The sequence below is a fragment of the Flavobacterium keumense genome (assembly GCF_029866485.1).
GTDB lineage: Bacteria > Bacteroidota > Bacteroidia > Flavobacteriales > Flavobacteriaceae > Flavobacterium > Flavobacterium keumense.
In genome coordinates this window covers 1,668,316-1,691,884 of sequence record NZ_CP092332.1, presented here as the reverse complement: position 1 = coordinate 1,691,884, position 23,569 = coordinate 1,668,316, and the positions used below count along the sequence as shown (strand labels likewise).

Here is a 23,569-nt window from a genome sequence, read left to right as displayed (position 1 = left end):
TTTCAAATCTAAACTCAAAGAACCCAATTATTGTAATCTGCGAATCTGCGGTGAACGAATTATTATCTCGTAAAAACCAAATTATTCCCCTTCGATAAATTGGCATCAAATTGATAACCTTCGTAGTTGAACCCTTTTAAATCGTCGATAGTTTCAGCATTCGTATCAATAATATAACGCACCATCATGCCTCTCGCCTTTTTGGCAAAGAAACTAATCATCTTTAATTTGCCGTCTTTATAGTCTTTAAAGTCGGGCGTAATAACTGGCACTTTTAACGCTTTAGTATCAATTACTGAAAAATATTCATTGCTTGCCAAGTTCACAAACAACTCTCCTTTTTTCAATTCTTTATTCAAACTAGCCGTTACCGTACTTTTCCAAAAATCATATAAGTTGTTGTTTTCGCCAATAGGCAATTTGGTTCCCATTTCCAATCGGTAAGCTTGTATCAAATCCAAAGGTTTCAGCACCCCATACAAACCGGATAAAATGCGTAAACGCTCTTGCAACACATCCAACTTTTCCATTGGAATCGAATACGCGTCTAAACCAGTATACACATCTCCATCAAAAGCATAAACCGCAGGACGGGCATTCGAACTATTGAAAGGAGTTTTCCACGCCTTATTGCGTTGCCAATTCAAATCAGCCAATTTATCTGAGATCGCCATCAATTGTGATAACTCAGCAGGTATTTTTTGTTTCAAAACCGCATGCACTTTTTTGGACTCTTTTAATAAACTAGGCTGTGTGAATTGCGTTGTAGGCAATTCTTTTTGGAAGTTCAACGACTTAGCTGGGGAAATCACTATTTTCATATAATTGAAATACTTTTTGCTATAGATAAATAATGTAAAATAAAAATCTGTTAGTGTAAGTTTTCAAATTGCTTTTTGAAATTGCTTTTTGAAATTGCTTTTTGAAATTGCTTTTTGAAATTGCTTTTTGAAATTGTTATTGTAACGGAATCAAAAGTACAAATTGAAAACCCGAAAATCAAACTTTGTTTTCGTGCCACTCAAAACTTTTATTATTTTTGAAATAAAATAGATTACAATGGCTAAAACTAAACCTAACGATACCGAAGGAGTTAACAAATATATCTCAAATCTACCCGTTGAGCAACAAATAGCGTTGGAGCGTGTGCGCCAAATCATAAAAAACACCGTTCCCGATGCACAAGAATACTTAAGCTACAAAATGCCAGCCTACCATTTCCACGGAATGATTGGTGGCTTTGCGGCTTTTAAAAACCATTGCAGTTTTTTCCCTTGGGATTCGAAAACTATTGATGTTTTCAAAGATGAATTAACTAGTTTCAAAACCTCAGCAGGAACCATTCAATTCACCCCAGAAAAACCACTTCCTGAAGAATTATTGCAAAAAATACTGCGCTATCGTGTAGCGAGTAATTTGGAAAAGAAAAAATAGTTTTTTTTTAACACAGATTCCACAGATTAAACGGATTGGATCCGCGGAAATCAGTAACATCTGTTTAAAATCCGTTGGTATTTTTATATCTAAAAAAGTTATACTAAAAGGCAACTTTGTTTATTTTTGTGCTAAACAAAAATCGCAAATTAAAGCCGAATATGAAAACAAATAAACTTCAAACACTTTCTGAATTTAAAGACGAGTTTTACGGAAACATAGGAACCGAAAAACGTACTGCTTTAGAAGAAGGATACCAAGAATTCAAATTAGGTGCTTTAATTCATGAAGCCCGAATCGAAAAAGGATTAACCCAAGAACAATTGGCCGAGAAATGCGGTACAACCAAATCCTATATCTCCAAAATTGAAAATAACGTCAAAGAAGTTCGTTTCTCTACCTTACAAAAAATCGTAGAATCCGGTTTGGGTGGAAAATTAGAATTGAATATTAAGTTGTAATTTTTGTGCACGAAAAAACTTTATCTTTAACAGAAAATAATCAGTTCCGAAGTTCGCAACCTCGCCAAGCGCCGGAACGTTAGCAGTAATGCGTAAATCGTAACTATATATAATTAATCATGAAAACATATACTTTTTTTTTATTAGCGATTTTAATATTATTTTCTTTAAGTTCCTGTGAACTTGCTGTAGGTGGTGAAGGTGTAATCTTAAATGAAAAAAATATTCCTATATCAAATGCTAAAATTTATTTATTATTAGATGAAAAATATGTTGATACTGCATATACAACTGAAGAAGGAAAATTTAATATTGGTTTTATGACTGGAATGAGTCTTTCACCCAAAGTAAGAAAACAAAAAATGATAATAAATAAAAAAGGATTCGAGCAACTTATTTTGGATTTGAATAAGGAAGAAAAAGACACAACGTTTAAAAGTTGGAAAATGAAATTGTTTTTAAAATCAATTGACACAATTCGCCCGCTGCGCAAAGTCTCCCGACTTTGAACCCCGTGAACGAAATGCAATTCAACGAATTCAATCCTTTCGAGTAGATATAAAAACAAAAACCCCCTATCGGGGCTTTTTCTATTCTTCTTCCGCAGTATGCGATTTGGAGTAGTTTCTCCAACGTTCCAAACAATCCTTGAAGTCGTCTGGCAATTCGGTGTCAAAACGCATCATTTCGCCTGTATTCGGGTGAATAAAGCCTAATGTTTTAGCATGTAACGCTTGTCTTGGCAACGCCTTAAAACAGTTGTCTATAAATTGCTTGTATTTTGTAAATGTAGTGCCTTTCAAAATCAAATGCCCACCGTAGCGTTCGTCATTAAACAACGGGTGACCAATGTGTTTCATGTGCGCACGAATCTGGTGAGTACGCCCCGTTTCGAGTTGGCACGAAATCAAGGTCACATACCCAAAACGCTCCAAAACTTTGTAATGCGTAATCGCAGGTTTACCAATTTCGGGATCATCAAAAACTGCCATTTGCATTCGGTCTTTAAGGTGTCGTGCTAAATTACCTTCAATCGTTCCGGCATCATTAGCAACATTACCCCAAACTAACGCCATGTATTCTCTTTCGGTCGTTTTGGCTTCAAATTGTTTGGCTAGATGCGTCATCGCTGCTTCCGTTTTGGCAATCACTAACAAGCCCGAAGTATCTTTATCAATACGATGCACCAAGCCGGGACGCTCACTGCTATTCATTGGCAAATTGTCAAAATGAAACGCCAACGCATTCACTAAAGTTCCAGTATAATTGCCATGACCTGGATGCACCACCAAACCAGGCGGTTTATTAATTAACAATACCGCATCATCTTCGTACACAATGTCTAACGGAATATTCTCGGGCAAGACATGATTTTCAAAAGGAGGATGCGACAACATTATCGTAATCACATCAAACGGCTTAACTTTGTAGTTGGATTTTACAATTTCGTCATTGACAAAAATGTTACCGCTACTCGCTGCATTTTGAATTTTATTTCGGGTGGCATTGGGAATCAGCCCCATCAAGTATTTGTCAATACGCAAAAACGCTTGCCCTTTGGGAACTTCAAACTTATAATGCTCAAATAATTCGTCTTCTAAGTCGAAGGATTCGGTATTATTGCTCATCTACTGGGGTATCTTCTTCAGGTGTTGCCGTACTGTCAATTTGTACTTCCTCTTCATAACTCATTTTTCCATCTCCTAAAACCAAGTCAATTTTAGACGATTTCATCACACGCTCACCCGGTTTTAAATTACGTCCTTTGTAACGCATGGCTAAGACCATATCTTTACCTAAACTAGGCTCATAAGTTATCGTTCCTTCTTCTAAACCAATGGCTTTTAAAGTAGGAACTGCCTCACGGTAGGTTTTATCAATCAAATCAGGTAATTTTACAGAAGAATAACCCGATGCATTTATTTTAATATATACTTTTCTGCCCACTTTCACTTTCGTGCCTGGTAATGGATCTTGCTCTACCACCGTAAAAGCAGGATAATCGCCTCTAAAATCAACACTATCCAAGAGTACATAGTCCAAATCCAACTCGTCCAACTTTTCCTCTACTTGCTCTTCAGTTAGTTTACTCAAATTTGGCACGGCAATTTCATGACCATGATCGGTTGTAAAAGTCAACCAATGCATAAACAAATAACCCAAAACTGCAATAATGGCAAGCGCAGCCAAAACTTGACCGAAAAACACACGACTCGTTAGATACTTACGTAAACTCATAAATTTATTTTTAGTAGGCACAAAGATAAACCTATTTCGTTTCAAAAAAAATGATAATTTTGTTTACTAGTTTGTTAGGAGCTTTTTCCCGCTATCCGCTCTATCTTTTTTTGGCCAAAAGCCTAAAAAAAAGGATGCCGCTCCTATCGGGGCTAGGGAAAACCTTCAACAGCTATTGAAAATAAAAAAGACTTAAACCATTTGAAATGAAAAACATTGCCATCATCATGGGCGGCTATTCTAGCGAATACAAAATTTCACTAATTAGCGGAAACGTCGTGTACCAATTCTTAGACAAAACTAAATTCAACGGATTTAGAATCCATATTTTCAAAGAGAAATGGGTCTATGTAGATGCCAATGATACCGAATTCCCAATCGACAGAAATGATTTTTCAGTAACTGTGGACGGAAAAAAAATCACTTTTGATTGTGTTTTCAACGCCATTCACGGCACTCCGGGCGAAGACGGATTAATGCAAGCCTATTTCGAATTGCTTGGTATTCCGCAAACCGCTTGCGATTATTACCAAGCAGCCTTGACTTTCAATAAACGTGATTTGCTTTCGGTTTTAAAACCCTACGGCATCAAAACGGCGACTTCCTATTATTTGAACAAAGGTGATTTAATCGACACGAACGCTATTGTAGCCAAAGTAGGTTTGCCTTGTTTTGTAAAACCGAATAAAGCAGGTTCTAGTTTCGGAATCTCCAAAGTAAAAACTGCTGCCGAATTGCCTATTGCGATTGAAGTAGCTTACAAAGAAGATAACGAAATCATCATTGAAAGTTTCTTGGATGGTACCGAAGTTTCTGTGGGAGTCATCAATTACAAAGGTGAAATCACTGTTTTACCCATCACCGAAATCGTTTCTGAAAATGATTTCTTTGATTACGAGGCTAAGTATTTAGGAAAATCACAAGAAATTACACCGGCTCGCATTTCAGATGAAATGACGCAAAAAGTGGGTGAAATTGCCAAACGTGCCTACAAAGCATTAAAAATGAAAGGATTCTCTCGTTCGGAATTCATCATTGTAGATGGCGAACCGCACATGTTGGAAATGAATACCATTCCCGGTTTAACAACCGAAAGTTTATTGCCACAACAAGCGAAAGAAGCAGGTATTTCATTAGAAGACTTGTTCACTAATGCGATTGAATTGGCTTTAGCCTAAACCTTAAACCATGAGAAAAGCCATATTTCCAGGTTCGTTTGACCCCATTACTTTAGGTCACCAAGACATCATCAACAGAGCCTTGCCTTTGTTTGACGAAATCGTGATTGCGATTGGGATCAACGCCGATAAAAAATACATGTTTTCCTTGGAAGACAGAAAACGATTCATCGAAGAAACCTTCAAAAACGAACCTAAAATTTCGGTAATCACCTACGAAGGTTTAACAATTGATTTGTGTCAAAAAATCAATGCCAACTTCATTTTACGTGGTTTACGCAACCCTGCCGACTTCGAATTTGAAAAAGCCATTGCACACACGAACAGACGTTTGTCTAAGATTGAAACCGTCTTTTTATTAACGGCTGCCAAAACTTCCTACATCAGTTCGAGTATTGTTCGCGATGTGATTCGAAATCACGGCGAATACGAACTATTAGTCCCAGAAGCCGTTCGAGTGCAGTAGTATTATTTCCTAAAATTTGTGAAAAGCACTAATTAGCGTTACTTTCGCCAAAAAAATAAAACTATGAGTTTAGATAGAGAATTAAACAAACGTAGCGGCGGACAATGTGAATTGTGTGCAGCTACTGAAAACTTAAAAGTATATACCGTTTTACCTACTCAAAAAGGAGGTATTGACGAAAGTGTTTTTGCTTGCGCTACTTGTATTGACCAAATTGAAAATCCAGATAATGTTGATTTAAACCACTGGCGTTGTTTGAACGACAGCATGTGGAGCGAACACACCGCAGTTCAAGTGGTAGCGTGGCGAATGTTAAGCCGTATGCGTGCAGCGGGTTGGCCACAAGAATTATTAGACATGATGTACCTTGACGAAGATACTTTAGCTTGGGCGCAAGCCACTGGCGAAGGAGAAGGAGAAGACGACGAAAACAAAATCATCCACCGCGATAGCAATGGGGTTATTTTGGAACACGGCGACTCTGTAGTATTAATCAAAGACTTGAAAGTAAAAGGATCTAGTATGGTGGCTAAACAAGGAACTGCCGTGCGTAACATCCGTTTGGATCATGAAAATGCCGAATACATTGAAGGAAAAGTAGATGGTCAACAAATTGTAATCATCACACAATACGTGAAGAAAATATAACTTTGGTTACACCTAAAACAAAAAAACGTCTTGATTGCTCAAGACGTTTTTTTATTTATAATTAAACCTCGTAAATCGAATATCGTAAATCGAATATCGTAAATCATATATCGTAAATCGTATATTGAATTATTCTTCTTTCTTAATGACTTTTCGAGCGACTTCAATTTTGAACTTCTTTCCTTTCATTTTTTCGTCTCTTACGTTCTGAAGTAAGTCTTTCACTTTGTTGTATTTGACTGCGGCAAACGAGATAAAATCTTTAACCTCAATCAATCCTAAATCGCCTTTTTCTAATTTTCCTTTTTGAGAAAAGAAACCTACAATGTCAATCTTATTCAGTTTATTTTTCTTTCCGCCACTAATGTAAATCGTTTGGAATTCGGGTGGTTTAGGTAAAGTTGTAGCCGAATCTACAGACAAGACTTCCATGCTATAATCCAAATAGTCCATTTTTTTTTCGGATTCGTGCGCAATAATATACGCTGTTCCCGAAGCCTGCATACGAGCCGTACGCCCATTCCGGTGCGTGAATTCGTCTTCTTTCAAAGGCAAATGGTAATGAATAACGTGTTTCATTTCTGGAATATCCAGTCCACGCGCCGCTAAATCGGTAGTGATTAAATAACTCACACTTCCATTTCTAAACTGAATCAAAGCGCGTTCACGCTCGTCCTGATCCATTCCGCCATGATAATAAGTGGCATGAATTCCTTTAGTGTTCAAAGCATCGCTAATACGTTCCGCAGCATCGCGATGATTGCAAAAAATAATTGCCGCTTGCGATTTCAACGAACAGATCAACTGAAACAAAGTATTGATTTTGTCTTTCTCTTTGGAAAAGACTAGTTTCATACTTAAGTTGTTCTCTTCTTGTGTTTCGGGAATAAAATCCAAAACGGTAGGATTTACTACACGCGTGTATTTCGGAATTTCAATATCCGAAGTTGCTGATACCAAAACACGCTTGTTCAGTTTGGTTAGTTTTCCAATGATAAACGACATTTGTTCGTGAAACCCTAGTTGTAAGGATTTATCGAATTCGTCCAAAACTAAAGTTTGAATTTTATCCAAACGAAACGTGCCACGATCTATATGGTCAGCGATTCGACCTGGAGTTCCAATTAGAACGGCTGGTGGATTGCTTAAGTTTTTGATTTCAGTATCTATCGAATGACCTCCATAGCAGGTATTCACTTTGTAATCGGTTCCCATTTTTTTCCAAACCTGTTCAATTTGCAATCCCAACTCACGAGAAGGAACTAAAATCAAACATTGCACCGACAAAATTTCGGCTTGCAATAACTCAAAAATTGGCAATAAAAAAGCGAGTGTTTTACCGGAACCTGTTGGCGAAAGCAATAAAACATTGTTATCGTTTAGAATAGCGTCTTGTGCTACTTCTTGCATTTCATTAAGACTCTCAATCCCTAAATTCAGGAGTATATTGTTGGAATGGTGTTTTGTATTCATGGGGCAAAGATAGTGCTTTGGTTGGCGAATAAGAAAACCCAAGTCTTTATTTGATTCTTTTTCAGTGATAATTTAAAAAAAGCTACATTTGATTTTTATAAAAACTACCGAAAATGAGATTTTTAACAACGTTACTTCTTTTGTGTTCCTTGACTATTTTGGCACAAACTCATACCAAATACGATACCTATTTTGAAAAAGGAAACGGCAATCAATCGGCAACTTACCAAGAGACAATCGCCTATTTTCAATTATTGGCGAATGATTTTAAAACCATCGATATAAAAACTATGGGCTTAACCGATAGTGGCGAACCCTTGCATATGGTGACTTTCAATTCGGATGCCACTTTTGACTTTGAAGCTATTCAAAAAAACAAAGCCGTGTTATTCATCAACAACGGAATTCACGCAGGAGAACCTGATGGGATTGATGCATCGATGCGGTTCTTTAGAGATTTGGCTTTAGGCAAAATAAAAGCGCCTAAAAATACCGTAATCGTGTGCATTCCGGTGTACAATATTGGTGGCGCTTTAAACCGAAACAGCTTTACAAGAGCCAATCAAAACGGTCCTGAAGAATACGGTTTTAGAGGCAATGCCCGCAACTATGATTTGAATCGGGATTTCATCAAATCGGATACGCGAAACACCAAAAGTTTTGTCGAAATTTTTCACCAAATTAATCCGGACGTTTTTATTGATAACCATGTGAGCAATGGTTCTGATTATCAATACAAACTCACCTACATCATGACAGAACCGAGTAAATTAGGAACGGTTTTGGGTTCGTATCTACGAAAAGAAATGATGCCCAACTTGGTTTCGGATTTGAAGAAGAAAAAAATCGAAACGACTCCTTATGTCAATACGTTTCACGAAACACCCGACCAAGGATTTGCGCAGTTTTACGACAGTCCGCGCTACACCACAGGCTACACTTCACTATTCAATTCCATTGGATTTGTGGTAGAAACGCACATGCTGAAAAATTATAGTGATCGTGTTAAAGTTACCTACGAATTCATGAAATCTACTTTAGAATTTACCGATGCGAATGCTACCACCATCAAACAAAAAAGACAAGAAAACGAAGCACAATTCCAACCCAACAAAAACTACACTTTGCAATGGGAAGTGGACAATAGTGTAAAAGAACCTTTTACTTTTTTGGGTTATGAAGCGGGTTACAAAAAAAGTGAGGCTACTACGGGACAACGTTTGTTTTACGACCGAAACCAACCCTTCAAAAAAGAAGTACCTTTCTTTCCGCAATACAAATCAGTAAAAGACGTAACCATTCCTAAAGCCTATGTCATTCCGCGTGGATTTTGGCCGGTGATTGAACTCTTAAAAAGCAATGGGATTGTTTGTCAATCCATTCCAAAAGACACGATTATTGAAGTAGAAAGCTACCGAATTGTAGATTACAAAACTACGCCTTCGGCTTACGAAGGTCATTATATCCACCGAAATACCGTAGTAGCATCAAAAACCGAAAAATTGGCTTTCGCCAAAGGAGATTATATTGTTCCTACCCAACAAAAAGGCATCAAATACCTTCTAGAAACACTCGAACCCGAAGCGGTGGACTCTTTTTTCAATTGGAATTTCTTTGATCCCATTTTACAACAAAAAGAAGGCTATTCAGACTATGTATTTGAAAATACCGCTGCGCAGTTGCTGAAAGACAATCCGAAATTAAAAAGTGATTTGGAAGCAAAAAAACAAAAGGAACCCGAGTTCATGAACAATCCTAAAGCGCAATTGGATTGGATTTACAAACAATCTGTCTATTATGAAAAAGCGCATTTACAGTATCCTGTTTATAGGATTAATAAATAATATCGATTTTTAGATGGAATACTAACTTTGTAAAATTAACTTGCTACGCATTCTATGACAAAAAACAACTAAAAAATTACAAAGCAATTTTCCCAAACAACATCATTATGCCAAGAATAATAAGAGTAACTGCTCCCATATAACCACCAAAATCTTTGGTTGGAAAAGTTTTGTTCGGATGCTTATAGATGTAATAAATACCAAAAATACCTACTATAATTAATCCTATTGCTTTTAATGCTCATCTTTTTACTCTCTTTAGTACTTGTTCTTTTGCAGTATCCCTCGCTATCGGTGTTTCATTATTACTTAAAATCGAACTTAATTCCTTACTAATAAATAAACAATTATTCCAGCTAATATTAAAGTAATCATATATCCAACCCAAACATTTCTGTTTTCATATTCTTTAACAAACAGGTCTGTTATTTTTCCTTTAAATCCTTTTAAAATCCAGAAGAAAAAACCTCCTATCCATAGGGAAGTGAGTTTCGCTGCGAAAGGTTCTTTTGCCATTTTATTTTTTAATTATGTGTAGTTGCTACTTTAAATATACTCGCTGCAAAGTCTACTGACTTTGAGCTAAGCTAAAACCAAATATAATGAAAATTCGTTTTATCAGATACAGCTCCAAACAAAACCCATAAAAAAGCTCCTATTTCAGGAGCTTTTCTTCTTCAAATAATAATTTGATATTTTCATAGGAGTTTTTCAAGGCTTCTTTGATTTGCAATGGACTCAACCAAGCTACTTTCTCAATGCCTTCTTCGGCTTGACCTACTAGTGTTCCATCATAATCAGAAGTCATTTCAAACCAATGCGTTATTTTAAGTCGGTACTTGCCGTTACGCTTAAAAACGTGGTAGGTTTTTTGAAGTTTTTGGGTCACTTTGAGTTTTCCAACGCCTGTTTCTTCTTCTACTTCGCGCATGGCGGTGTCTTCAATTGCTTCTCCTTTGTTGGTGCCGCCTTTAGGCAAATCCCATTTTCCATTTCTAAAAATAAAAAGCACCTCCCCTTTTTTATTGTACACCAAGCCTCCACCCGCTTTATTTACAGGGATTTTTTCTTTTAACGTTTTCAAAATTTCCTTTTCATCAGGATGATACAAATAGGCTTTTTGAATTTTATTTTGGAAAATTTTTACAATAAGCTGTTCGATGTCAATACTTTCTAACAAAAACAATTGAAAATCGGTCTCCTTAGAGATATGATTTGTTAAAAAAAGTGGTTTGTCGTTCACAAAAACTTTATACATTTGCACTATGATTTTTAATAAAGAAACAGCCGAAAAAACAGCCGAATTGCTTTTGCAAATAAATGCAATTAAATTGAATCCAAGAAATCCTTTTACATGGGCTTCTGGATGGAAATCGCCAATCTATTGCGACAACCGACTCATTCTTTCCTTTCCAGCCATCCGAAATTATGTTCGCGATGAGTTTGCCAAAAATATTGAAAAACAATTTGGTAAGCCCGACGTGATTGCAGGAGTTGCTACTGGAGCCATTGGAATTGGTATTCTTGTTGCCGAATGTATGGGATTGCCATTTGTGTATGTTCGTCCAGAACCTAAAAAACACGGTAGACAAAATCAAGTCGAAGGATTTTTACAGAAAGGACAAAATGTAGTAGTGGTGGAAGACTTAATTAGTACCGGAAACAGTAGTTTACTTGCTGTGGAAGCTTTGAAAGAAGCAGGAGCTAATGTCAAAGGAATGGCTGCTATTTTTACGTATGGATTTGATTTAGCCGAGCAAAATTTCAAAAATGCTAATGTGGAATTGTATACTTTAAGCAACTATCAAAATTTATTGAGCTTGGCTGTAGCCAAAACTTACATTACCGAAGAAGAACTACAAACCTTGAGTGAATGGAACGTGAATCCTTCGACTTGGAATGTGTAATTTGAAATAAAACCAGATGAATTTAGAAAGTCCAAAAGTGAGTGTTCAAAAATCAGCACAAGAATTATTTAATTTATTGTCTGATGTAAAAAACTTTGAACAATTAATGCCTGAAAATATTGCAAAATTTGAAGTGATTGGCGCTGACGCTTTTATTTTTGGTTTAAAAGGAATGCCTGAAATCAAATTAGTGATTAAAGAAAAACTGGCTCCAACCCAACTCGTTTTAGGTGCTGCTAGCGATAAATTGCCTTTTACTTTAACCGCTTCCATTGACGCGATTTCTGAAAATAGTGCTGATGTAAAGCTAGATTTTGAAGGCGATTTCAACCCCATGATGGCGATGATGATTAAAGGACCTATCCAAAAATTCATTGAAACCTTGGTGGAGAATATGCACAAATTATAATATTTAAATACGATAACAAAAAAGGGCTGTAAAATTACAGCCCTTTTTTGTTAATATAACATTTGAATTTCTTTGATATCAAATTCGGCAACAGAATCGTCTTCTAACAAGACTTGCAACCTCCCAACAGGAGATATTCCTTGAATCATTCCCATGAATTTTTCATCCTTCGAATTAGCAAATGGCATTGGCACTCCTTTTTTATACAACAAGTCCACAAATTGTTGCCGCAACGAAGCTGGATTTAGTTTACTCGCAGCTACATTCATTTCTAAGTGTGCAATAATTTCCAAAAGCAACTTTTCTTTATCGAATTCTTTTCCTGTTACCACTGCCAAAGAAGACGCTTTTGGCAAACCTTCAAAATTAGTTTGGTTGACATTCAATCCTAAACCAACGATTGACAAGATAGTTCCATCACTTTTAATGCTATTTTCAATCAAAATGCCTCCAATTTTTTTATTGGCTGACAGAATGTCGTTTGGCCATTTGATACTCAAATCAGGGATGTTATTCTTTTTTAAAGCTGTAATAACGGCTAAAGAAACGGCAATATTTAAGTTGAACACTTGAGTGATTTCTAATAAAAAATCCTTAACCAAAACACTCATTATTAGATTTTTACCTACTTCTGAATTCCAAACAGCTCCCATTTGCCCCTTCCCTTTGGTTTGATTTTCGGCAGTAACCACAGTAAAGTTTTCGAGCGCTTCTTTACTGGATATCCCTTTTAGAAATTCGTTAGTAGAATCTATGGCATCGAGTTTGATTAGTTTCATGTACTATTTTTTGCAAGACAGAATGTAATATTCTGTTAATGGTTCAAAAATAATCACAAAAAATGGTAACTTTACCAACTTATATTAAAAATAATTCATGGCGAAAAAGACTATAAATAATGATGTACTCATTGCAAACATCATCAAAGGAATAGAAGAAGTAAAAGGAAATGATATTGATATCTTAGATTTAAGAGAAATAGATACCGCAGTTTGCGATTACTTTATCATCTGCAACGGAACCTCGAATACTCAAGTGAACGCCATTGTGAGCTCCGTTCAAAAAACCGTTTCTAAAGAATTAAAAGACAAGCCTTGGCATGTAGAAGGAACTGATAATGCCGAATGGGTATTGATGGACTATGTCAATGTAGTAGTTCACGTTTTCCAAAAACACATTCGTGAATATTACAACATTGAAAGCCTTTGGGGAGATGCAAAAATTATTTCAATCGAAAACAAATACTAAAGAAAATCACTAAAAATGTCAAATAACAATCCAAATCCAAATAAATTCAGAGTTAGTCCTTGGTTGGTGTATGCTGGAATTCTTCTAATTTTTCTTTTTATCAGTATCGCTACTGGCGGAAGTAATTTTGAGGAGCCTGCGCAATTAACTTCCTCTAAATTCAACACTTATCTTGAAAAAGGACAGGTAGAAAAAGTTATTGTATACAATAAAAGCGAAGCTGAAGTGTATTTAACTGCAGCTGCTTTAAAAGACAAAACACATTCAAAAGTAGCTAAAGATGTTTTTGATCGTCCTAACGCTGGACCGCATTATACTTTGGAAATTGGTAACGACCAAATTTTCCAAACTAAACTAGAGAAAGCAGTTAGTGAAGGTAAATTGAAAGATTTTAAATTCGACAAAACCAGCAATTGGACGGATCTTTTTGTGAGTTTATTGCCAATTATCGTAATCATTGCTGTTTGGATATTCATCATGAGAAGAATGTCAGGTGGTGGTGCTGGTGGTGGCGGACAAATTTTCAATATTGGAAAATCGAAAGCCAAACTATTTGATGAAAAAAACGATATTAAAACTACTTTCAAAGATGTAGCTGGTCTTGAAGGCGCTAAAGAAGAAATTCAAGAGATTGTTGAATTCTTGAAAAACCCTGAAAAATATACCAATCTAGGAGGTAAAATACCAAAGGGAGCTTTACTTGTAGGGCCTCCGGGAACTGGAAAAACCTTGTTAGCGAAAGCCGTTGCTGGCGAAGCCCAGGTACCTTTCTTCTCTTTATCAGGTTCTGATTTTGTGGAAATGTTTGTGGGGGTTGGAGCGTCTCGTGTAAGGGATTTATTCAAGCAAGCCAAAGAAAAATCGCCATCTATCATCTTCATTGATGAGATAGATGCCGTGGGTAGAGCCAGAGGAAAAAGCAATATGTCAGGTGGTAACGACGAACGTGAAAACACTTTGAATCAGTTGTTAACGGAGATGGATGGTTTTGGAACCAATTCAAATGTAATTGTTTTAGCCGCTACCAACCGTGCTGATGTTTTAGACAAAGCATTGATGCGTGCAGGTCGTTTTGACAGACAAATTTTTGTTGATTTACCAGACATTCGCGAACGCGGAGAAATCTTTAAAGTGCATTTGGCTCCTTTGAAAAAAGTAGAAGGATTAGATGTGGACTTTTTAGCCAAACAAACACCTGGTTTTTCTGGTGCTGATATTGCCAATGTTTGTAACGAAGCGGCTTTGATTGCTGCAAGAAACAATAAGACAGCGGTTGACAAACAAGATTTCTTAGACGCTGTTGACAGAATTATTGGTGGTTTAGAAAAGAAAAATAAAATTGTAACTCCAGAGGAGAAAAAAGCAATTGCCATTCACGAAGCGGGTCACGCTACAGTAAGCTGGATGTTAGAACATGCTGCACCGCTAATCAAAGTAACCATTGTTCCAAGAGGACAAAGTTTAGGTGCTGCTTGGTATTTACCAGAAGAACGTTTAATTGTTCGTCCGGACCAAATGCTTGATGAAATGTGTGCTACCATGGGAGGAAGAGCTGCTGAAAAAGTAATCTTCAATAGAATTTCTACCGGAGCACTAAGTGACTTAGAAAAAGTAACTCGCCAAGCTAGAGCAATGGTTACCGTTTATGGATTGAATGAGAAAATTGGAAACGTTACTTACTATGATTCTTCGGGCCAAAGTGAATACAGTTTCTCAAAACCATATTCTGACGAAACTGCTAAAGTAATTGACGAAGAAATCTCTACTTTAATCGAAGGTCAATACCAAAGAGCGATTCAAATATTAGAGGATAATAAAGATAAACTGAATCAATTAGCAGATATTTTAATTGAAAAAGAAGTCATATTTAAAGATGATTTAGAAGCTATTTTTGGAAAAAGAGACTTTGACGAAAACTTGGAAGAAGTAGTCTCTTAATTTTAAATTATCAATTATTATTAAAATCTTAATTCAAAAGTGACTTTTGAATTAAGATTTTTTTATCTTTGAACGTTTTCAAACAATATTTTAAGTAGTTCAAATAGGATATGAGTCTTTTTAAAAAATTATTTAGTTCCAATAATCCGGCTTCTGAAGAAGATAAAGGCAACGAACAGAGCCAATTTCTACCTGAAGTAACAATGGCTGTTGACGAAGCTTTTATTTATCATTTCAAAAAGAATGGCGGAAAATTCATCTACTGTGAAAACAAAAAAGAAGTAAGTGAACAATTTGAAAACATCTTAGAGGAAAACGATTGGTTTGAAAAAGAAGTAATTTGTTTTGATACTACTCTTTTTCATTTACTTGATGAAAATAAATTACCCTATATTAAACCCGATCATCCAGCCTTTTTATTAACTAGCTGTGAAAATTTAATTGCCGAAGATGGCTCTATTTTATTTTCGTCAAATCAAATCAAACAATTCAAATTTAACGAATTGCCTGCTAGTATAGTTGTGATTGCTACTACAAGCCAAATCATCAGAGCTAAAAGCGACGGATTAAGTGCAATAAAAAAGAAATACGAGAAAAATTACCCAACTAATATTACCACAATAAAATACTTTGAAAAAGCTAGAGAAGAAGACTTTACACAGTACGGAAGTGCTGCAAAGAACTTGTATTTATTGCTTTTAGAGGATCTTTAAGATGAATGAAACACTTAAAAGAGGGATTTCTGGAGTAATTTATATTACACTCTTACTATCCTCTATTCTATATTCTACGGAAAGCTTTATCCTACTATTCGGAATTTTTCTGATTATTGCTACCTATGAGTTTTGCAATCTAGTGAAATTGAATACAATCCTTCCTCTTTCTTTTGTGAGCTTATCTTATTCTATAATTAGCTTAATCAGTTACTATCAAACAGAAACAAACGATTATTTATCAAATTTACGCGAAAGACCTACTGAACTTGGTATTGATATTGAACAATTAAATATAGGATTACTGACGATTACTATTTTAATCTTTATTAAATGCTTATTCTTTTTATTTGATAATAAAGAACAAACTATTACAAAACTTTGGAAATACTTATACCTAATAGGCTACATACTATTACCATTTATATTCATTGTTAAAATTTCTTTCGGAATAAAAGATTACAATCCTAAAATAATTATCGGATTATTTATTCTCATTTGGACTAATGATACATTTGCTTATTTGGTTGGAAAATCAATAGGAAAACATAAATTATACGAACGCATATCTCCTAAAAAAACAATTGAAGGATTCCTTGGCGGTATTGTGTTTGCTGTTTTTGCTGGATATCTAATTTCAAAATTATACATCAAACCAAATCCTGATTTTAGTGAAAGATCTATCTTAATATGGGTTTTTATCGCATTAATTGCTGGTGTTTTTGGAACTATTGGCGACTTAATTGAATCTAAATTTAAACGAATTGCCCAAGTCAAAGACAGTGGTAAAATAATGCCTGGGCATGGAGGTATTTTAGATCGTCTAGATAGTGTTATATTTGTAGCACCAATTGTATACTTATTTTATCAAATTTTATCTTATGTTTCATAAAGAAGGAGCTCAATCCATTTTATTAGGCACTTGTATCACTGCCATTGTACTATTAGTAAGTGACAATCTGATTGACACTAGCTGGATTAAAATGACGATTCAAATTATAGCAATTGTTTTTTTAATAATTATACTTCAATTTTTTAGAAATCCAAAACGAACTTTTATCTTAAACGAAGATCAAATTCTTTCTCCTGTTGATGGGAAAGTTGTTGTTATTGAAGAGGTGTACGAGGGTGAATATTTCAAAGACAAACGCCTACAAGTTTCTATATTCATGTCGCCAATAAACGTGCATGTTACCCGTTATCCAATGGGAGGTATTATAAAATTTAGCAAATACCATCCTGGAAAATTTTTAGTAGCTTGGCACCCAAAAGCTAGCGAAGAAAATGAAAGAACGACTATCGTAGTTGAAAATAAATCATTTGGAGAAGTATTGTACAGACAAATCGCTGGTGCGTTAGCAAAGCGAATTGTAAACTACGCCGAAGAAGGAATGCAAGTAATTCAAGGAACTGATGCTGGTTTCATCAAATTTGGTTCAAGAGTAGATTTATTTTTACCTTTAGGAACTCCAATTAATGTAGTATTAAATCAAAAAGCCATCGGCGGAAAAACAGTTATTGCAACCAAAGCGTAATGATTGAGAACGATCTAGATAAACAATTTGACGAAGCAGTTAATGAGGCTTCAAAAATGACGCAGGCTTCCCTACCACAAGACGTACAACTACGTTTGTATGCATTTTACAAACAAGCAACTTCTGGTTCAGCCCAATACGGACAATCCGATAATTTTGATTTACGAAATGCTTTCAAACTAAATGCTTGGATGCAAATCAGCCATATATCTATTGAGGAAGCTAAAGAAAACTATATTGAAATCATCAATTCTTTATTGAAAAAATAAACAAGTCATGAAAAAACACTTTTTAAAAGTAATTTATGTAATATTCTTTTTTATTTTATTCTCTTGCAACAAGAAAAAACTAACCGAAGTAGTTGAAGTTCCTTTGCCAAGTGCCGAAGAAAAAATAACAATGGGTATGCCTGATGATGTTAAAGCTAACGATGGTTCGTTTCAATTAGAAAAATTAGCTTTTGACTACGATGCTTTAGCACCAAATCTATCAGCAATTACTTTAGAGAACCATTACTCTAAACATTATTTGTCTTATACTAATAAATTAAACGAAGTCATTGCGGGAACTAATTTAGAAAATAGTACTATTGAAGAAGTGGTATCGCAATTAGATACTAGTAATGAAGAACAAAAAAATAACGCAGGTGGTTATTACAACCATTCCCTTTATTTTAAATGTATAGGACCTAAAGCAGGAGGCCAACCGAAAGATTCCTTAGCAACCGCAATTGAAAAAGATTTTGAATCTTTTGATAATTTTACCACTCAATTCAAGGGAGAGGCTAACAAAGTCTTTGGTTCTGGTTGGGTGTGGTTAATTGTGGATCGTTCCGGAAAATTGCAAATCACAAGTACTGCCAACCAAGATAATCCTCTAATGCGAAATGCAAAAGTACAAGGTAAACCCATCTTAGCCTTAGATGTATGGGAACATGCTTATTACTTGGATTACCAATACAAACGTAAAAACTACATTGATGCTTTCTTCAATGTGATCAACTGGAGAAAAGTAGAAGAGAATTACGAAGAAGCTATTTCAAAATAGTATTTTTTTTTAATTACTTCAATTGATAAATAAACGATTCCAACGGTTCAATAGCTATTTGTACTTTTCCTTGTCCGTTGACCACTTCTAAAGTCAAACTACTCTTTTGGTACAACTGGTCAACAATTGTATATTTTCCGTCTTTTAAATACCATTTTTGAATTACATCTTCTGGGATTTTCAATTCAAAATGACTGGTATGCACCGATGAAAAATTAGAAATAACTATCAACTTTTCTGTATATGACCAACGCACAAACGAATATACTTCAGGATAATAACCCTCTGTAGCATATCGGTTTAATCCATGAATTTCTTGGAATTCTCCCATCAAAGCCGAGCTTTTTAACGTAAAGTTCAATACCCTTTTGTAAAAATCACGTAGCGATTTCTCCGAAGACGACAATTGCCCGCCATCAAATTTACCACCATTCATCCAGCGTTGGTGATTTGGAACACCTACATAATCAAAGATAGAGGTTCTAGAATGGGTTCCAAAACCACCATTTTCATTTCCTGCCTCACCTACTTCTTGTCCAAAATAAATCATCGTTGGCGAAGTACTAATAGTTGCCGAAACCACCATTAATGGCTTTCCTTTTTCTGCTGAACCTGCAAATTCAGGACTTGCTAAACGTTGTTCATCATGATTGTCTAAAAAATGTAGCATGTGGTGCTCAATATCAGCCAATCCTTTTTGAATATCAGTAATTGGGTCCGTTTGACTTCTCCCTTGTACAATCTCTTTTAACTTGTCATACAGTTCCACTTTGTCATATAGATAATCCATTTTACCTAAACGAATGTAATTTCGGTATTCTTTTGGATTATACACTTCTGCTAATAAAAAGGCATCAGGTCTTTGTACTTTAATCGCCGAATTCATGTAGCTCCAAAACTCATACGGTACCATTTCAGCCATATCGTAACGAAAACCGTCAACTCCTTTGGCTAACCAATATTCGGCAATAGCGCGAAATTTTTTCCAAGAACTTGGCACTTCTTTATCTTTCCAAAAATCAAAATGTTCTTGACACGATTTGGTGTCAAATCCAGCTGGAAGTTCAGCAAAATCTTTAGTTCCATCAGGACGAATTCCGTAATTTACTTTTACCGTTTCGTACCAATCGTTTTTGTCTGGCTTAGGCAAACGGGAACCATTCCCAGTCCATTTTGCAGGAAATTCTTCAAATTTACCATCAATCAACGGATTCACTTCTCCATTTAAAGGAGTAATACCCTCTGGCAATTCGAAACGGGTATTCGGGATGTAATAGAAATTATTATCCTTATGGTATTCTACTGTAACATCATCATCAGCCCCAAAATCTCTAACTCCTTCTGGATTATTTTTACCTTCATACTTTCGGGCCACGTGATTCGGAACAATATCTATAATCAACTTCAATCCCGCTTTGTGTGTGCGTGCTATTAAGTCTTCAAATTCTTGCAAACGATTGGCTGGATTGACTGCCAAATCTGGATTGACATTGTAATAATCTTTTACCGCATAAGGTGAACCCGCTCTTCCTTTTACCACTTCAGGATCATCATTTGAAATACCATATTGAGTATAATCTCGTATAACAGCATGATGTGGAACTCCAGTATACCAAATATGGCTGACCCCTAAATCTTTAATTTCTTGTAGCGCTTTGTCTGTAAAATCATTGAACTTCCCTACTCCATTTTCTTCAATCGTACCCCAAGGCTTGTTAGTGGTATTTTTATTTCCGAATAATCGAGTAAAAACTTGATATACTACTGCTTTTTGAGTGGGAATAGTTGTCATTTTTTGAGTATTATTTTTTTTATCATGGGATTGTGCTCCGCTAAGTAGCGAAAAAACAAGAGCAACAATACAAGCAATTTTTTTCATAGTTCAATAGCATTTAAGCGTATTGACAAATATAAATCTTTTTGAAACATTCGCAAGTCTTCTATTTGAGGAAATAAACAGCTAATGATTGGTTTATAAATATTTCTTAAATAGACTTGTGCTTTATTCATTTTGATTAATTTTACATCCAAAATAATTTGGACTTGAAAAAACTTAAATTCACATTCTTTATTGCACTATTTTTTGTGTTTATTTCAAACTTATTGGGACAAACTCCTAAAAAAATTGTGATAGAACATTCTGATTTTGCTGACGTGAATCAAGTTGAAATTCCAGATGCTTTTTTATTGACCGGAAATGTACGTATGAATCATGACGGAGTGGTTTTAACCTGTAACAAAGCCTATTATTTTCAAAAAGAAAACTACATTAAAGCCTTTGGAAACGTACAATTAGTACAAGGTGATACTTTATTCCTGAACAGTAAATATGCCGAGTATAGCGGCAATGTAAAAAAAGCATTTGCAACTGGCAATGCTGTAATGAGTTCTCCTGACGCTACTTTGGTAACAGATACCATTAATTTTGACCGCAATACTCAAGAAGTTTTTTACAATACTAAAGGAACAATTACTAATTTACAAAACACTTTAGTGAGTAAGTCGGGAAAATATTATGTCCCTGAAAAGAAATTTCAATTCCTGACTGAAGTTACGATAACCAATCCCACTTATGTTATCAAATCCAATCACTTGGATTATTACAGTAATTCGGGACACTCCTATTTGTTAGGTCCTTCGACTATTACTAGTAAAGCCAATTATATTTATACCGAAAAAGGATTTTACGACACTAAGAAGAACAAAGCGCATTTCTTGAACAAATCCTATATCAAATACGACGACCGAATCATTCGGGGCGATAGTTTGTATTACGACAGAAACAAAGAATTCGCTTCGGCTTCTCGCAATGTAAAAATCACCGATTCCATCAATCGCGGCATTGTGAAAGGCCATTATGCCGAAATGTACAAGAAAAAAGATTCCCTTTTTGTAACCAAAAGAGCCGTTGCCATCAACTTTGTCGAAAACGACTCCGTTTACATTCACGGAAAAAAATTAATGGTTACAGGAAAAGAAGAAAACCGAATTATTCGCGCTTTCAATAATGTTCGTTTTTTCAAAAAACACATGAGTGGCAAATGTGATTCGATTCATTCAAGCTCTAAAACAGCCTTGACCAAACTAATTGGACATCCTATTCTTTGGAATGGAGAAAGCCAAATTACAGGAGATCTTATGCATCTCATTGGCAACAACACCACACAAAAATTAGATTCACTCAAAGTATTGAACAATACCTTTCTCGTCTCCAAAGACACTTTAGGCACTGGTTATAACCAAATAAAGGGACAAAATCTCTTTGGAAAATTTGAAGAAGGCAAATTACACGATGTGGACATTATCAAAAACACTGAAGTAATTTATTATATGCGAAATGATGCACACGAACTTATTGGCATCAACAAGAATAAGAGTAGTAGGATCAATATTTTGTTCAACAAAAACGAAGTGGATCAAATTACCTTTTTCCAACAAGTAGATGGCGATTTATTTCCTGAAAAAGACTTGGCCGAAAACGATCGAAAATTCAAAGGTTTCATTTGGCGAGGTGAAGAACGAATCAAATCCAAAGATGATATCTTCCCGCCTGAAGAAAATGAGGACAATGAAAAAATAGCCAAACAAGCCAAGGTACAAAAAGACAAGAAAAATGTACCCATGAAAGTGCGAAAAGAAACCTTGGATTACGATAAAAAAAAGAAGAAATAGCCATTGAAATAGCAATCGAAAGAATCAAATTTCAATTTCAAGAGCAATTAAAAATTCATACAGTGAACAACGATTTTATACAATACCAAGCACAAACATCTCCTTATCCTTTAGGAATGGAGGTGTCGCATGCTATAGGATCGTACATTTACGATACCAGCAATAACCGTTATTTGGATTTTGTAGCAGGTGTTTCTGCTTGTTCATTAGGACACCAGCATCCAAGAGTCAACCAAGCCATTAAAGACCAATTGGATTTGTATTCGCACGTGATGGTATATGGCGAATATTCGCAAAGTCCGGCAGTGGAGTATTGCAAACTAATGGCTTCGCTCCTGCCCGAACCTTTAAACAAAACCTACCTAGTTAACTCGGGAACCGAAGCAATTGAAGGGGCATTAAAATTAGCCCGTCGTGTTACAGGTCGTAGCCAATTGATTTCGTGTCACAATGCGTACCACGGTAACACCATGGGATCTATGAGTGTCATGGGATTTGAAGAACGCAAACAAATTTTTAGACCCTTAATTCCTGATGTCGAATTCATCACTTTCAATAACGAAGCCGATTTAGACAAAATCACTACTAAAACAGCTGGAATCCTACTTGAAACCATTCAAGGAGGTGCTGGATTCATCCAACCTGAAAATGATTTTCTCAAAAAAGTGCGTCAACGTTGCGACGAAGTCGGTGCGATGCTAATTTTGGACGAAATCCAACCTGGTTTTGGACGAACTGGAAAACTTTTTGGTTTCCAAAATTATGATGTCGTTCCTGATATTGTAGTCATGGGAAAAGGTATGGGAGGCGGAATGCCGGTTGGGGCGTTTACCGCTTCGGCAGCTATGATGGATTTATTAAGTCATGACCCAAAATTAGGACACATCACTACTTTTGGCGGACACCCTGTCATAGCGGCAGCCTGTTTAGCTACCTTAAAAGAAATTACCGAGACTTCTCTTATGACTGAAGCTTTGGAAAAAGAAAAGCTATTCCGATCACTCTTGGTACATCCTTTAATAGAAGAAGTAAGAGGAAAAGGATTAATGTTGGCAGCTATGACAAAAAACGCCGATATTACCAATGAAGTTATTTTAAAATGTCAAGACAGAGGATTGATTTTATTCTGGTTGCTTTTTGAAGGTTGCGCGATTCGAATTACACCTCCATTGACTATTTCTGAAGAAGAAATACGAGAAGGTTGCGCCATCTTACTTGAAGTGATGGACGAAGTTGCTAAAAAATTATAGTATATTTCAACTTACTTTTTGTTAATTAAATTGTTCACAACAATTCTTGCTTTTTCTCATGCAATAATTCTATTTTCCTAATTTTATTTAGGCCAAATTCAAAAACAA

General features: G+C 35.6%; 26 protein-coding genes. 18 read left to right on the top strand and 8 right to left on the bottom strand.

What is annotated here, in order from left to right; all coding sequences use genetic code 11:
* Window positions 1-62: 62 nt before the first annotated feature.
* Window positions 63-821 (bottom strand): peroxide stress protein YaaA, encoded by a 759-nt coding sequence (gene yaaA / locus MG292_RS07610; protein ID WP_264533319.1) that lies wholly within the window; start codon window positions 819-821, stop codon window positions 63-65.
* A 238-nt stretch (window positions 822-1,059) separates the two neighbouring features.
* Here yaaA and MG292_RS07605 point away from each other — a divergent pair, with 238 nt between their 5' ends.
* From MG292_RS07605 to MG292_RS07595, 3 genes are all read left to right on the top strand, one after another.
* Window positions 1,060-1,434 carry an iron chaperone gene (locus MG292_RS07605; RefSeq protein WP_264533320.1) on the top strand — a complete coding sequence of 125 codons (375 nt, stop codon included), beginning with the start codon at window positions 1,060-1,062 and terminating at the stop codon, window positions 1,432-1,434.
* Between the two features lie 161 nt (window positions 1,435-1,595).
* Window positions 1,596-1,895, top strand: a complete 300-nt coding sequence (locus MG292_RS07600; RefSeq protein ID WP_264533321.1) for a helix-turn-helix domain-containing protein — start codon at window positions 1,596-1,598, stop codon at window positions 1,893-1,895.
* A gap of 119 nt (window positions 1,896-2,014) precedes the next feature.
* Entirely contained in the window at window positions 2,015-2,404 is a 390-nt protein-coding gene (locus tag MG292_RS07595; protein ID WP_264533322.1) for a hypothetical protein, read from the top strand.
* Between the two features lie 81 nt (window positions 2,405-2,485).
* On the opposite strand, the gene MG292_RS07590 is transcribed toward MG292_RS07595, so the two are convergent.
* On the bottom strand, window positions 2,486-3,523 hold the full coding sequence (locus tag MG292_RS07590) for an RluA family pseudouridine synthase (RefSeq protein ID WP_264533323.1): 1,038 nt from the start codon (window positions 3,521-3,523) through the stop codon (window positions 2,486-2,488).
* Window positions 3,513-4,133, bottom strand: a complete 621-nt coding sequence (locus MG292_RS07585; protein ID WP_264533324.1) for a PASTA domain-containing protein — start codon at window positions 4,131-4,133, stop codon at window positions 3,513-3,515. The genes MG292_RS07590 and MG292_RS07585 overlap by 11 nt, the downstream gene beginning before the upstream one ends.
* A 206-nt stretch (window positions 4,134-4,339) precedes the next feature.
* Between MG292_RS07585 and MG292_RS07580 the strand changes: the two genes are divergently transcribed.
* The 3 genes from MG292_RS07580 to MG292_RS07570 all read left to right on the top strand — a co-directional run bounded on the left by MG292_RS07580 (window position 4,340) and on the right by MG292_RS07570 (window position 6,425).
* Window positions 4,340-5,311, top strand: coding sequence for a D-alanine--D-alanine ligase (locus tag MG292_RS07580; protein WP_264533325.1), 972 nt, complete (start codon window positions 4,340-4,342; stop codon window positions 5,309-5,311).
* A gap of 10 nt (window positions 5,312-5,321) precedes the next feature.
* Window positions 5,322-5,777, top strand: a complete 456-nt coding sequence (coaD, locus tag MG292_RS07575) for a pantetheine-phosphate adenylyltransferase (RefSeq protein WP_264533326.1) — start codon at window positions 5,322-5,324, stop codon at window positions 5,775-5,777.
* 63 nt (window positions 5,778-5,840) lie between these two features.
* Window positions 5,841-6,425, top strand: coding sequence for a PhnA domain-containing protein (locus tag MG292_RS07570; protein WP_264533327.1), 585 nt, complete (start codon window positions 5,841-5,843; stop codon window positions 6,423-6,425).
* A 129-nt stretch (window positions 6,426-6,554) separates the two neighbouring features.
* On the opposite strand, the gene MG292_RS07565 is transcribed toward MG292_RS07570, so the two are convergent.
* The gene (locus MG292_RS07565) at window positions 6,555-7,898 is read right to left on the bottom strand and encodes a DEAD/DEAH box helicase (protein ID WP_264533328.1); all 1,344 of its coding nucleotides are present in this window, start codon (window positions 7,896-7,898) and stop codon (window positions 6,555-6,557) included.
* Between the two features lie 113 nt (window positions 7,899-8,011).
* On the opposite strand from MG292_RS07565, the gene MG292_RS07560 reads away from it, so the two are divergent.
* Window positions 8,012-9,742: a M14 family metallopeptidase gene (locus MG292_RS07560; protein ID WP_264533329.1), complete on the top strand. Its 1,731-nt coding sequence runs from the start codon at window positions 8,012-8,014 to the stop codon at window positions 9,740-9,742.
* 321 nt (window positions 9,743-10,063) lie between these two features.
* On the opposite strand, the gene MG292_RS07555 is transcribed toward MG292_RS07560, so the two are convergent.
* Both MG292_RS07555 and MG292_RS07550 read right to left on the bottom strand, forming a co-directional pair.
* On the bottom strand, window positions 10,064-10,258 hold the full coding sequence (locus MG292_RS07555; RefSeq protein ID WP_264533330.1) for a hypothetical protein: 195 nt from the start codon (window positions 10,256-10,258) through the stop codon (window positions 10,064-10,066).
* 139 nt (window positions 10,259-10,397) lie between these two features.
* Window positions 10,398-11,000, bottom strand: coding sequence for an NUDIX hydrolase (locus tag MG292_RS07550; RefSeq protein ID WP_264533331.1), 603 nt, complete (start codon window positions 10,998-11,000; stop codon window positions 10,398-10,400).
* 7 nt (window positions 11,001-11,007) lie between these two features.
* Here MG292_RS07550 and pyrE point away from each other — a divergent pair, with 7 nt between their 5' ends.
* Entirely contained in the window at window positions 11,008-11,649 is a 642-nt protein-coding gene (gene pyrE / locus MG292_RS07545; protein WP_264533332.1) for an orotate phosphoribosyltransferase, read from the top strand.
* A gap of 16 nt (window positions 11,650-11,665) precedes the next feature.
* Complete coding sequence (locus MG292_RS07540; protein ID WP_264533333.1) at window positions 11,666-12,058, top strand: SRPBCC family protein; 393 nt, start codon at window positions 11,666-11,668, stop codon at window positions 12,056-12,058.
* Between the two features lie 50 nt (window positions 12,059-12,108).
* Here the strand turns inward: MG292_RS07540 and MG292_RS07535 are convergent, their stop codons facing one another.
* Window positions 12,109-12,837: a biotin--[acetyl-CoA-carboxylase] ligase gene (locus MG292_RS07535; RefSeq protein ID WP_264533334.1), complete on the bottom strand. Its 729-nt coding sequence runs from the start codon at window positions 12,835-12,837 to the stop codon at window positions 12,109-12,111.
* Window positions 12,838-12,934: 97 nt separating this feature from the next.
* Here MG292_RS07535 and rsfS point away from each other — a divergent pair, with 97 nt between their 5' ends.
* The 7 genes from rsfS to MG292_RS07500 all read left to right on the top strand — a co-directional run bounded on the left by rsfS (window position 12,935) and on the right by MG292_RS07500 (window position 18,539).
* Window positions 12,935-13,306: a ribosome silencing factor gene (gene rsfS, locus MG292_RS07530; protein ID WP_264533335.1), complete on the top strand. Its 372-nt coding sequence runs from the start codon at window positions 12,935-12,937 to the stop codon at window positions 13,304-13,306.
* A gap of 15 nt (window positions 13,307-13,321) precedes the next feature.
* Window positions 13,322-15,244: an ATP-dependent zinc metalloprotease FtsH gene (gene ftsH, locus MG292_RS07525; RefSeq protein ID WP_264533336.1), complete on the top strand. Its 1,923-nt coding sequence runs from the start codon at window positions 13,322-13,324 to the stop codon at window positions 15,242-15,244.
* A 110-nt stretch (window positions 15,245-15,354) separates the two neighbouring features.
* The gene (locus MG292_RS07520; protein WP_264533337.1) at window positions 15,355-15,957 is read left to right on the top strand and encodes a lactate utilization protein; all 603 of its coding nucleotides are present in this window, start codon (window positions 15,355-15,357) and stop codon (window positions 15,955-15,957) included.
* 1 nt (window position 15,958) lies between these two features.
* Complete coding sequence (locus MG292_RS07515; protein WP_264533338.1) at window positions 15,959-16,849, top strand: phosphatidate cytidylyltransferase; 891 nt, start codon at window positions 15,959-15,961, stop codon at window positions 16,847-16,849.
* Window positions 16,839-17,492 carry a phosphatidylserine decarboxylase family protein gene (locus MG292_RS07510; protein ID WP_264533339.1) on the top strand — a complete coding sequence of 218 codons (654 nt, stop codon included), beginning with the start codon at window positions 16,839-16,841 and terminating at the stop codon, window positions 17,490-17,492. Before MG292_RS07515 ends, MG292_RS07510 begins: the two co-directional genes overlap by 11 nt.
* Complete coding sequence (locus MG292_RS07505; RefSeq protein ID WP_264533340.1) at window positions 17,492-17,761, top strand: acyl-CoA-binding protein; 270 nt, start codon at window positions 17,492-17,494, stop codon at window positions 17,759-17,761. The genes MG292_RS07510 and MG292_RS07505 overlap by 1 nt, the downstream gene beginning before the upstream one ends.
* Window positions 17,762-17,768: 7 nt before the next feature.
* Window positions 17,769-18,539, top strand: a complete 771-nt coding sequence (locus MG292_RS07500; protein ID WP_264533341.1) for a superoxide dismutase — start codon at window positions 17,769-17,771, stop codon at window positions 18,537-18,539.
* Window positions 18,540-18,552: 13 nt separating this feature from the next.
* Here the strand turns inward: MG292_RS07500 and MG292_RS07495 are convergent, their stop codons facing one another.
* Window positions 18,553-20,418 (bottom strand): alpha-amylase family protein, encoded by a 1,866-nt coding sequence (locus MG292_RS07495; RefSeq protein WP_264533342.1) that lies wholly within the window; start codon window positions 20,416-20,418, stop codon window positions 18,553-18,555.
* Window positions 20,419-20,642: 224 nt separating this feature from the next.
* On the opposite strand from MG292_RS07495, the gene MG292_RS07490 reads away from it, so the two are divergent.
* Both MG292_RS07490 and MG292_RS07485 read left to right on the top strand, forming a co-directional pair.
* The gene (locus MG292_RS07490) at window positions 20,643-22,211 is read left to right on the top strand and encodes an OstA-like protein (protein ID WP_264534600.1); all 1,569 of its coding nucleotides are present in this window, start codon (window positions 20,643-20,645) and stop codon (window positions 22,209-22,211) included.
* 62 nt (window positions 22,212-22,273) lie between these two features.
* The gene (locus MG292_RS07485; RefSeq protein WP_264533343.1) at window positions 22,274-23,461 is read left to right on the top strand and encodes an aspartate aminotransferase family protein; all 1,188 of its coding nucleotides are present in this window, start codon (window positions 22,274-22,276) and stop codon (window positions 23,459-23,461) included.
* Window positions 23,462-23,569 lie beyond the last annotated feature (108 nt).

Bases quoted from the DNA above. Each gene is read 5' to 3' on its own strand.
- MG292_RS07585 (WP_264533324.1), bottom strand. From the start codon at position 4,133: ATGAGTTTACGTAAGTATCTAACGAGTCGTGTGTTTTTCGGTCAAGTT.
- MG292_RS07590 (WP_264533323.1), bottom strand. From the start codon at position 3,523: ATGAGCAATAATACCGAATCCTTCGACTTAGAAGACGAATTATTTGAG.
- MG292_RS07500 (WP_264533341.1), top strand. From the start codon at position 17,769: ATGAAAAAACACTTTTTAAAAGTAATTTATGTAATATTCTTTTTTATT.
- MG292_RS07605 (WP_264533320.1), top strand. From the start codon at position 1,060: ATGGCTAAAACTAAACCTAACGATACCGAAGGAGTTAACAAATATATC.
- ftsH (WP_264533336.1), top strand. From the start codon at position 13,322: ATGTCAAATAACAATCCAAATCCAAATAAATTCAGAGTTAGTCCTTGG.
- MG292_RS07570 (WP_264533327.1), top strand. From the start codon at position 5,841: ATGAGTTTAGATAGAGAATTAAACAAACGTAGCGGCGGACAATGTGAA.
- MG292_RS07550 (WP_264533331.1), bottom strand. From the start codon at position 11,000: ATGTATAAAGTTTTTGTGAACGACAAACCACTTTTTTTAACAAATCAT.
- MG292_RS07560 (WP_264533329.1), top strand. From the start codon at position 8,012: ATGAGATTTTTAACAACGTTACTTCTTTTGTGTTCCTTGACTATTTTG.
- MG292_RS07580 (WP_264533325.1), top strand. From the start codon at position 4,340: ATGAAAAACATTGCCATCATCATGGGCGGCTATTCTAGCGAATACAAA.
- MG292_RS07565 (WP_264533328.1), bottom strand. From the start codon at position 7,898: ATGAATACAAAACACCATTCCAACAATATACTCCTGAATTTAGGGATT.
- MG292_RS07505 (WP_264533340.1), top strand. From the start codon at position 17,492: ATGATTGAGAACGATCTAGATAAACAATTTGACGAAGCAGTTAATGAG.
- MG292_RS07510 (WP_264533339.1), top strand. From the start codon at position 16,839: ATGTTTCATAAAGAAGGAGCTCAATCCATTTTATTAGGCACTTGTATC.
- rsfS (WP_264533335.1), top strand. From the start codon at position 12,935: ATGGCGAAAAAGACTATAAATAATGATGTACTCATTGCAAACATCATC.
- MG292_RS07540 (WP_264533333.1), top strand. From the start codon at position 11,666: ATGAATTTAGAAAGTCCAAAAGTGAGTGTTCAAAAATCAGCACAAGAA.
- coaD (WP_264533326.1), top strand. From the start codon at position 5,322: ATGAGAAAAGCCATATTTCCAGGTTCGTTTGACCCCATTACTTTAGGT.
- MG292_RS07535 (WP_264533334.1), bottom strand. From the start codon at position 12,837: ATGAAACTAATCAAACTCGATGCCATAGATTCTACTAACGAATTTCTA.
- MG292_RS07600 (WP_264533321.1), top strand. From the start codon at position 1,596: ATGAAAACAAATAAACTTCAAACACTTTCTGAATTTAAAGACGAGTTT.
- pyrE (WP_264533332.1), top strand. From the start codon at position 11,008: ATGATTTTTAATAAAGAAACAGCCGAAAAAACAGCCGAATTGCTTTTG.
- yaaA (WP_264533319.1), bottom strand. From the start codon at position 821: ATGAAAATAGTGATTTCCCCAGCTAAGTCGTTGAACTTCCAAAAAGAA.
- MG292_RS07495 (WP_264533342.1), bottom strand. From the start codon at position 20,418: ATGAAAAAAATTGCTTGTATTGTTGCTCTTGTTTTTTCGCTACTTAGC.
- MG292_RS07555 (WP_264533330.1), bottom strand. From the start codon at position 10,258: ATGGCAAAAGAACCTTTCGCAGCGAAACTCACTTCCCTATGGATAGGA.
- MG292_RS07520 (WP_264533337.1), top strand. From the start codon at position 15,355: ATGAGTCTTTTTAAAAAATTATTTAGTTCCAATAATCCGGCTTCTGAA.
- MG292_RS07515 (WP_264533338.1), top strand. From the start codon at position 15,959: ATGAATGAAACACTTAAAAGAGGGATTTCTGGAGTAATTTATATTACA.
- MG292_RS07595 (WP_264533322.1), top strand. From the start codon at position 2,015: ATGAAAACATATACTTTTTTTTTATTAGCGATTTTAATATTATTTTCT.